Origin of the sequence: Gordonia cholesterolivorans, assembly GCF_039531975.1 — a bacterium.
In the GTDB taxonomy this organism is placed as follows: domain Bacteria; phylum Actinomycetota; class Actinomycetes; order Mycobacteriales; family Mycobacteriaceae; genus Gordonia; species Gordonia sihwensis.
The window spans coordinates 1-8,195 of sequence record NZ_BAAARB010000040.1 but is presented as its reverse complement, the minus strand read 5'-3'; the positions used below and the strand labels follow the sequence as shown (position 1 = coordinate 8,195).

Genomic DNA, 8,195 nt, shown 5'->3' with positions numbered 1-8,195 from the left:
TGATGTGGAACCCGGACGTATCCGACGATCGGCGGCCTTGTCGTACCCGACAGGCACAATCAGCTCACAACCATCAATCCGAAACCGCACAGGCCAGGACGTCACCCCGATGAAATTTCGAGGTTAGAACCTGCTACCCGGTTGAGTAGAGCACACATCAGGAGTATCCGTCCGCTCCTCATCAGGGTCGAAATCTCGTACGAGTCATACGAAACCAATGGGTCGTGTTTCAGAGCTGTGTATCGGTCCCAGAACAGACGCGCCCACTTGCACTCATCACCACCGACGAACTTCCGGAACGCTGAACCAACGTGCATAGCCAGCAATTCGGCGTACCCCTTGTTCTTGACCTTGGTCCACTTCGGCCTCGTAGTCGACTCCTTCTTGCACGCTCCGACCCAGTACTCGATAGCGACGGCGATGTTCATTAGCTCGACCTCGACCGTCGTCATGCCGAATCGGCGAGCGCTGGTCAACGGCCCCACCGCGCGGGGATGCGTCTCAGCCAACAACAGCCATCGCCGCACGCCTGGCGCACCACCAATTGCCCCGAGTGAGAAGGCCGGCCGCTCGGACTTCTCCGAGGCACGCTTTACCCCCTCGGGAACGTCCATGAGCGAATTGCTCCACAGCGCACCCTTGCTCGGCTCAACGTCCTTCCGGTAGTGAGGGACTAGCGAACCGCCGACGCACGGGACGAAAGCGTCGTAGGCCAAGTTGATTAGATCCTGGAAGGCAATCACCGGGCGAATGAGTTCATACCATGTACCGGGCCTAGATCTGGTGATGGTGAATGTCAGTGGTGTCGACGCCGAGAACTGATCGAACTGGCGCTCGCTAGCTTCCCAACTGACACCAATCTCCAGGGTCCGCCGGTCGCTGATCTCCGCAGTGATCGGAGTCACCCGGCGAACCGTGTAGGTCATTGTGTTGACCCGGCCGTCTGGCTGCCGGTCGTAGTCGATGTGAGCGCCCTTCGCTCCGCTCCACATGACAAGTCCATAGAAGTTCGCGGTGATCGAGACAACCTTCGCACTGGCTAGCTCGCTCGGGTCAACACCGACAACGAATCCGCGCGCGAGGTAGGAGCGTACAGAGATCTTGTTACCCCCCATTACGCTGTTCTCGGGGACACTTCGAATGTCGTAGGCAACCGTCCCGCCGACCTCAGTAGCGCCATAAACGGCGTCTGGCATGGGAGTACTCCCCGGCTGTGGGAGTCCCTCGTCGGGTCGTTTGATAGTCCGAATGGCGAGGTAGTCGTCCTGTTGCTCGGCATGCCCTTGCCAGGAGGTGTCGGCTCGGTTGTAGGTCGCCAGGTCTACCCAAAAATGACCCATAGTTCCACCGAGAGTCTCATCTACCTTCTTGTCCACCGCGTAATCAAAGCACGGACGAAGATTGCGGATTGACGCGCAAGAGTGGGCACGTAGAGGGCACACACGACTGTGACCAGCACATAAGTGCTGGTCACGACGTCGGGCTGACAGGATTTGAACCTGCGACCACTTGACCCCCAGTCAAGTGCGCTACCAAACTGCGCCACAGCCCGTCTGCTCCGCCTGGCGAAGCGAATTCACCTTAGCTCACCCGACGGCCAGACTGCTAATCGCCTGCGTACGGCTACTTTTCGGCGCGCTGACGGTCGACCGCGATCCAGATCGCGGAGACGATCAGAGCCCCGATGATGGAGCCGATGATGCCGCTGGGACGGAACTCGATACCGTCACCGGCGATCAGGCTGATCAAGAGTCCGCCCACGAATGAGCCGATGAGGCCCGAGGCCAGAGCCATGCCCCAGTTGAGCCCCTTGCGGCCGGTTCCGAGGATCAGTTGGGCGGCAGCACCGATGAGCATGCCCCAGAGGACGATTCCGATGATCAACATGCCGGAATTGTGCCACAGCGCCCGAGCACTACTCGTACTCAGGCGCTGTGGGCACGTAGTTACTTCTTTCGGTCGCGCTTGTCGCGCACACGGACGTTGATCCGCACGGGCGAACCGTCGAAGCCGAACCGCTCGCGCAGTTTCCGCTCCAGGAAGCGGCGGTACCCCGCCTCCAGGAAGCCGGTGGTGAACAACACGAAGGTCGGAGGTCTGGTCGCGGCCTGCGTGGCGAACATGACACGCGGCTGTCGCCCTCCGCGCACCGGCGGCGGCGTGGCGGCGATGATCTCCTTGAGCCACGAGTTGAGCTGACCGGTGGAGATGCGCTTGTCCCACGACTCCAGCGCGCCCTCGAGCGCGGGAACCAGCTTCTGGACGCTCCGCCCGGTCATCGCCGAGATGTTCACCCGCCGTGCCCATGGAACGCGCGCCAACTCACGGTCGATCTCGTTGTCGAGTTCGTAGCGGCGGTCCTCGTCGACGAGGTCCCACTTGTTGAACACGACGACGAGCGCACGACCGCTGTCGACGATCATCGACAGCACGCGCAGGTCCTGCTCGGTGATCGTCTGACTGGCATCGATCAGCAGCAGAGCCACCTCGGCCGAGTCCAGTGCCGCACGGGTCCGCAGCGACGCGTAGTACTCGTGCCCGGTGGCGTTCCGCACCTTGCGGCGCAATCCGGCGGTGTCGACGAACTGCCAGGGCTTGCCGCCCAGTTCGATCAACTCGTCGACGGGGTCGACGGTGGTGCCCGCGACGTTGTCGACCACAGCGCGTTCCTCACCGGCCAACTTGTTCAGCAGCGAGCTCTTACCGACGTTCGGCTTTCCGACGAGCGCGACACGCCGCGGACCGCCGACGGCGAATCGTTCGCGCGGCGACTCCGGCAGAACCTCGAGGATCTTGTCCAGGAGATCTCCGGTACCGCGGCCGTGAGCAGCCGAAATGGTGTGCGGCTCCCCCAGCCCGAGCGACCACAGCGATGCAGCCTCGGCTTCCATCCGCTCAGAGTCGACCTTGTTCGCCGCCAGCAGCACCGGGGTCTTCGACCGCCTCAGCACACGGGCGACGGCCTCATCGGTGGCAGTGGCGCCGACGGTGGCGTCCACGACGAGGACGATCGCATCAGCCGTGCGCATCGCGTACTCGGCCTGGGCGGCGATCGCCAGGCCCATCCCCTTGGCATCCGGCTCCCACCCACCGGTGTCGGTGACCATGAACTGGCGGCCGATCCAGTCGGCCTTGTACGACACACGGTCACGCGTGACACCCGGGACGTCTTCGACGACCGCCTCACGACGACCGAGAATGCGGTTCACCAAGGTCGACTTGCCGACGTTCGGCCGTCCCACGATCGCGACCACCGGCAGTGCGGCGCTCTCTCCCGCGGCGTCGTCGGTCACGAAATCGGACAGGTCCCAATCGCCCTCGTCCGACCATGTGCCGTCGCCGGCCAGGTTGGGGTCGGCGAACTCGGTGGAGAAATCGTCACTCATGGGCGGACTCCGATCCGCTCGGCGACCAGCTCGGCGAGCCGGTCGATCACTTGCTCAAGGGTCATGTCGCTGGTGTCGACCAGCACCGCGTCGTCGGCCGCGCGCAGCGGCGACACCGCTCGGGTCGAATCCAGATGGTCGCGACGGTTCACGCTGTCGAGGACCTCGGAGAGAATGCTCTCGCGGCCGGCAGCGAGATTCTGCCGGTGACGCCGCTCGGCCCGGGCCTCGGGCGTCGCGGTCAGGAACACTTTGAGTGCGGCGTCCGGGAACACCACGGTGCCGATGTCACGTCCTTCGACGACCAGGTACGCGTCGTCGGCGTGCGCGCGCTGCAGTTCGACGAGCTTCTCGCGCACCCGCGGGTTCGCCGACACCGCGGACACCGCCGCGGTGACCTCGTCGGTGCGGATCTCTCGGGAGACGTCTTCACCGTCGAGGAACACCTGGGTGTCCCCCGCGTCGTCGCCGCCGACCGTCAGCCGGATGTCGGCGGCGTCGACGATGTCGCCGACCTCGTCACCGTCGGGCCGAACTCCCGCCCGCAGGACGGCGAGCGTCGCGGCACGGTACATCGCGCCGGTGTCGAGCATGTGGGCCCCGATACGGGACGCCAGCTTGCCCGAGACCGTCGATTTGCCGGTTCCCGCGGGGCCGTCGATCGCGACGACCCTCATCGACTCAGCAGCACTCGGTTCGCTGACGCCGGTCACATTCCCACCGCCTTGTACAGCGCGCCGATCTCCTTGTTGTCGAGGACGCGCAGGCTGCCGGGACGCTGCTTGCCGAGCGCCACCGGACCGATGTCGGTACGGACCAGTCGTGTCACGGGGAAACCGACCTCGGCGAGCAGGCGACGCACGACCCGCTTGCGCCCTTCGTGCAGGGTCAGCCGGATCAACGACTTGCCCTGATTCACCTCCAGGAGCGCGAACGAGTCGACGCTCACCGGGCCGTCCTCGAGCTCCACACCCCGACGCAGCTCTCGACCGAGACCGCGGTTGACCTCGCCGCGCACCGTCGCCAGGTACGTCTTCGGCACCTCGTACGACGGGTGCATCAGGCGATGCGCGAGCTCGCCGTCGTTGGTGAGCAGGAGCAGTCCTTCGGTGTCGGCGTCGAGCCGCCCGACGTGGAAGAGTCGCTGACCGGCCATCACACGCTCGGCGACGATGTCACCGATGCAGGGTCGGCCGTGCTCGTCGCTCATCGTGGAGTGCCAGCCCTTGGGCTTGTTCAGCGCCAGGTACTGCTTGGACTCGTCGATGACGACGCGGGCGCCGTCGACCTTGATGATCGCGGTGTTCGGGTCGATCCGCAGTCCCTGCTCGACGACCACTTCGCCGTCGACCTCGACACGTCCGGCGGCGATCAGTTCCTCGGCGCCTCGACGGGAGGCGACGCCCGCCGCCGCGAGGACCTTCTGCAGTCGCATCCCGTCGGAGACGTAGGTGACGCCGTCGCCCTCCACCTCAGCCACCTGGTGCCGGGCGGGTTTGGAGTTGTTGAGGCGGATCTTGCCCGACTCGACGTCGACGCGGGAGCTGCCTTTGCGATGCGGCTTGCGGCTCGACGGCTGCTGTCCCGGACCACCGCGTTTGGCCGGCGCGCCGCGCTTGCCCGAGGGAGCGCCCTTCTTGCCTGCCACGTTCTTGCCGCGTGCATTCTGTTTGTCCGACGACGAGCGGTTGGTCCCGCTCCCTCGTCGCTTTCCCGGTGTGCCGTCTCGGCTAGCGGATGCCATGAAGTGTCCTTCAACTGTATTGATTTTCAGGTGGTGTCACGGCCCGAGGCGGCTCAGCCCTCATCGGCCTCCGCCAATGCCTGCGCCGAGACATCAACATTCGATTGTGCCTGGCCACCGCCCAGTTTGGCGAATCGCGGATCGTCGAGGAGTTCCTCGCCGAGGTCGTCGATCACGTCGACGCCCGGAAGCAGGGGTGCGATGTCGGGCAGATCACTCAAGGACGCGAGACCGAGCCGCTCGAGAAAGAGCTCGGTGGTGACATACAGCGTGCCGTTCGTCGTCTCGTCGGTCCCGGCCTCGCTGATGAGCCCGCGTGCGAGCAGTGTCCGCACCACTCCGTCGACGTTGACTCCGCGGATCGCGCTCACGCGAGCACGGGTGACGGGTTGCCGGTAGGCGACCACGGCGAGCGTTTCGAGCGCCGCTCGCGTCAGCTTGCTCCGCGTGCCGTCGAGCAGCAGCTTCTCGACGTAGGGCGCGTAGTCGGAACGGGTGTAGAAGCGCCATCCGTCGCCGGCGAAGCGAAGGTCGATCCCGCTGCCTGCCGCGGTGAGGTCGGCGCTCATCCGCCGAAGCAGCTGCCGGACGCGTGTGCGGTCCTGACCGACAGCGGACGCGAGTTCGTCCACCGTGGCCGGCGTGTCGACGACGAGGAGCACCGCTTCCAGTGCGGCCCGCAACTCGTCGTCTTCCAGGTGATCGCCCTCGTCGATGCCGGCGTCCATGTCGGGTTCGTCCGTCCGCCCATGATCGCTCGTCATCCCCGGTTCTGTCGTCATCCGTAGTCCTCCGACTTCTCGATGTCGATCTCCTGTGCTTCGCGGTCGCCGGTCCAACAGACTTTGAGCTCACCGAGCGGCTCCGGCTGCTCGAACTGCACCGCGCGCTCCCGATACAGCTCGAGCAATCCCAGGAACCGGGCCACCACTTCGAGTCCGTTCGCGCACTCTGCCGCCAATGCCCCGAACGTCAACCACTGACCATCGGCCGCGGTGAGCAGTTCGGTGAGCCGTTTGGCCTGTTCGGGCACCGACACCGTGGATCCGTGCAGATGGTCGAGCCCGACGGTCGGTTTCGGCTTCGGTACTACGGCCGCCGCAGCGATCTCCGCGAATCGCTGCGGATTCACGCCCAGATCCACCTCGGGCAGGAGATCTTCGAACCTCGCCTCCAGCGAAACAGCGCGCGGATACCGTTGCAGCGCTGCCGCCTCCAGTTCGCCGAACAGGACGGCGACCTGCTTGTAGGCACGGTACTGCAGAAGCCTCGCGAACAGGAGGTCGCGGGCTTCGAGCAGCGCCAGGTCTTCGGGGTCCTCCACCTCGCCGGAGGGCAGCAACCGCGCGGCTTTGAGATCGAGCAGGGTTGCGGCGATCACCAGGAACTCAGTGGTCTGTTCGAGGTCGGCCTCGGCGCCCAGCGCCTTGGTGTATGCGATGAAATCGTCGGTCACCACGTGGAGCGCCACCTCTGTGACGTCGAGGCGGTGCTGGCTGATCAGGTTGAGCAGTAGGTCGAACGGCCCGGAGAAGTTGGCGAGGCGGACCTGGAAGCCGTCGCTCCGCCCGCCCGCCTCGGCGTCTGCCGTCTCCGGGCCGGAGGTCGCGGGCCCGTCGCCGACGGGGGTCAGAGTCTCCTCGGTCCCGGTCACGCCTGAGTCTCGTTGCGGGCGATCACCTCACGTGCGAGGTCGCGATACGCTTTCGCCCCCGACGACTTCGGCGCCCATGACGTGATCGGCTCACCGGCGACCGACGTCTCCGGGAACCGCACGGTTCGGTTGATGACGGTGTCGTACACGGCGTCGCCGAACACCTCGACCACGCGGGCCATCACTTCCCGCGAGTGCAGAGTGCGCTGGTCGAACATGGTGACCAGGATGCCCCCGAGTTCGAGCTTGGGATTGAGTCGGTCGTGAACCTTCTCGATGGTGTCGGTGAGAAGTGCGAGCCCGCGAAGGCTGAAGTACTCGCACTCCATGGGGATCACGACGTTGTCGGCGCACGCCAGCGCGTTCACGGTGAGCAGGCCGAGCGACGGCTGACAGTCGATGAGGATGTAGTCGTACCGGTCGGCCACCGGGTGCAGCGCACGGGCGAGCGCCTGTTCGCGCCCGACCTCGGTGACGAGCTGGATCTCGGCCGCCGACAGATCGATGTTCGACGGGAGCAGATCGAGTCCGTCGACGCGGGTGCGCATCAGGACGTCGTCGGTCGCCGCGTACGGCGGGACCAGGAGGTTGTGGACCGTCTCTTCGAGTTCATGGTGCGCCACCCCGAGACCGGCGGACAGCGCCCCCTGCGGGTCGAGGTCGACGAGCAGTACGCGTCGACCGCATTCGGCAAGTGCGGCACCGAGATTGATCGTCGAGGTGGTTTTGCCGACGCCGCCCTTCTGGTTGCACATCGCGACGATGACCGCCGGGCCGTGCTTCTCGCGGGGCGCGGGGTCCGGAATGTCGCGGTAGGGGCGTCCCGTCGGCCCGAGCTTGTCCGCCGGCACGTCGAGTTGACCCTGCTGTGCTTTGCCGCGGGGGTTGGATGCACTCACCTGTTCGATGCTCCTCCCCGGTTGTGCACGCTGCGAAACTGGTCGTCTCGATCCTAATGTGTCGAGACGGACGTCCACGGCAGGCGCTCCGCAGACCTGCTGCACCTGGCCGGTCCGTCCATGATCGCCCGACGTCGCAACCGCAATCGGCGGCGTCGGAGTGTCGGCCGAGTCCTCAACCTCGCCTTGAGACTGAAGCCGACCGCCCGTCGGCGGCCGAACGGGATAGCCGTCCCGACAGTGCGATTCACAGCCTCGGTTGCGGCAACGGCGGCGGCTGGGGTTCGTGGCCCGGGAGCAGTTCAGCGTGGTGGATCTGGTTGATCCGCCACCCGGGCCGCGTTCTCCCGCCGCTGGTGTTGCCGCTGGGTCGCCAGGCGACTCTGCCGGCGTGGGGTCCGTCGATCAGGATCATCGTCTGCCATTGCCCGGGGCGGGGTCCGACGGAGCGATTGTGGCGTCCGCATGCGGCGCCGAGGTGGTCGATGTCGGTGGGGCCGCCGTCGGCCCAG

8 protein-coding genes, 1 tRNA gene and 1 pseudogene are annotated in these 8,195 nt (G+C 65.8%); all 10 read right to left on the bottom strand.

Going from position 1 to position 8,195, the window contains the following annotated elements; all coding sequences use genetic code 11:
• Positions 1-101: 101 nt before the first annotated feature.
• Complete coding sequence (locus ABFX36_RS18650; RefSeq protein ID WP_346077777.1) at positions 102-1,376, bottom strand: ApeA N-terminal domain 1-containing protein; 1,275 nt, start codon at positions 1,374-1,376, stop codon at positions 102-104.
• 102 nt (positions 1,377-1,478) lie between these two features.
• Positions 1,479-1,552: transfer RNA gene (locus ABFX36_RS18645), tRNA-Pro, on the bottom strand.
• A gap of 71 nt (positions 1,553-1,623) precedes the next feature.
• Positions 1,624-1,887 (bottom strand): hypothetical protein, encoded by a 264-nt coding sequence (locus ABFX36_RS18640; protein ID WP_045537997.1) that lies wholly within the window; start codon positions 1,885-1,887, stop codon positions 1,624-1,626.
• 59 nt (positions 1,888-1,946) lie between these two features.
• Positions 1,947-3,386 carry a ribosome biogenesis GTPase Der gene (gene der, locus ABFX36_RS18635; protein ID WP_006898304.1) on the bottom strand — a complete coding sequence of 480 codons (1,440 nt, stop codon included), beginning with the start codon at positions 3,384-3,386 and terminating at the stop codon, positions 1,947-1,949.
• Complete coding sequence (gene cmk / locus ABFX36_RS18630) at positions 3,383-4,063, bottom strand: (d)CMP kinase (protein ID WP_039868219.1); 681 nt, start codon at positions 4,061-4,063, stop codon at positions 3,383-3,385. The genes der and cmk overlap by 4 nt, the downstream gene beginning before the upstream one ends.
• A 32-nt stretch (positions 4,064-4,095) precedes the next feature.
• Complete coding sequence (locus tag ABFX36_RS18625; protein WP_346077774.1) at positions 4,096-5,130, bottom strand: pseudouridine synthase; 1,035 nt, start codon at positions 5,128-5,130, stop codon at positions 4,096-4,098.
• 53 nt (positions 5,131-5,183) lie between these two features.
• Positions 5,184-5,858: an SMC-Scp complex subunit ScpB gene (gene scpB / locus ABFX36_RS18620; RefSeq protein WP_231650132.1), complete on the bottom strand. Its 675-nt coding sequence runs from the start codon at positions 5,856-5,858 to the stop codon at positions 5,184-5,186.
• Between the two features lie 50 nt (positions 5,859-5,908).
• Positions 5,909-6,784, bottom strand: coding sequence for a segregation and condensation protein A (locus tag ABFX36_RS18615; RefSeq protein ID WP_346077772.1), 876 nt, complete (start codon positions 6,782-6,784; stop codon positions 5,909-5,911).
• Positions 6,781-7,683 (bottom strand): ParA family protein, encoded by a 903-nt coding sequence (locus tag ABFX36_RS18610; RefSeq protein WP_006898309.1) that lies wholly within the window; start codon positions 7,681-7,683, stop codon positions 6,781-6,783. The genes ABFX36_RS18615 and ABFX36_RS18610 overlap by 4 nt, the downstream gene beginning before the upstream one ends.
• Before the next feature lie 247 nt (positions 7,684-7,930).
• Positions 7,931-8,195: pseudogene (locus ABFX36_RS18605) on the bottom strand (HNH endonuclease signature motif containing protein); the annotation flags it as partial.

Bases quoted from the DNA above. Each gene is read 5' to 3' on its own strand.
- ABFX36_RS18640 (WP_045537997.1), bottom strand. From the start codon at position 1,887: ATGTTGATCATCGGAATCGTCCTCTGGGGCATGCTCATCGGTGCTGCC.
- der (WP_006898304.1), bottom strand. From the start codon at position 3,386: ATGAGTGACGATTTCTCCACCGAGTTCGCCGACCCCAACCTGGCCGGC.
- cmk (WP_039868219.1), bottom strand. From the start codon at position 4,063: ATGAGGGTCGTCGCGATCGACGGCCCCGCGGGAACCGGCAAATCGACG.
- ABFX36_RS18625 (WP_346077774.1), bottom strand. From the start codon at position 5,130: ATGGCATCCGCTAGCCGAGACGGCACACCGGGAAAGCGACGAGGGAGC.
- scpB (WP_231650132.1), bottom strand. From the start codon at position 5,858: ATGGACGCCGGCATCGACGAGGGCGATCACCTGGAAGACGACGAGTTG.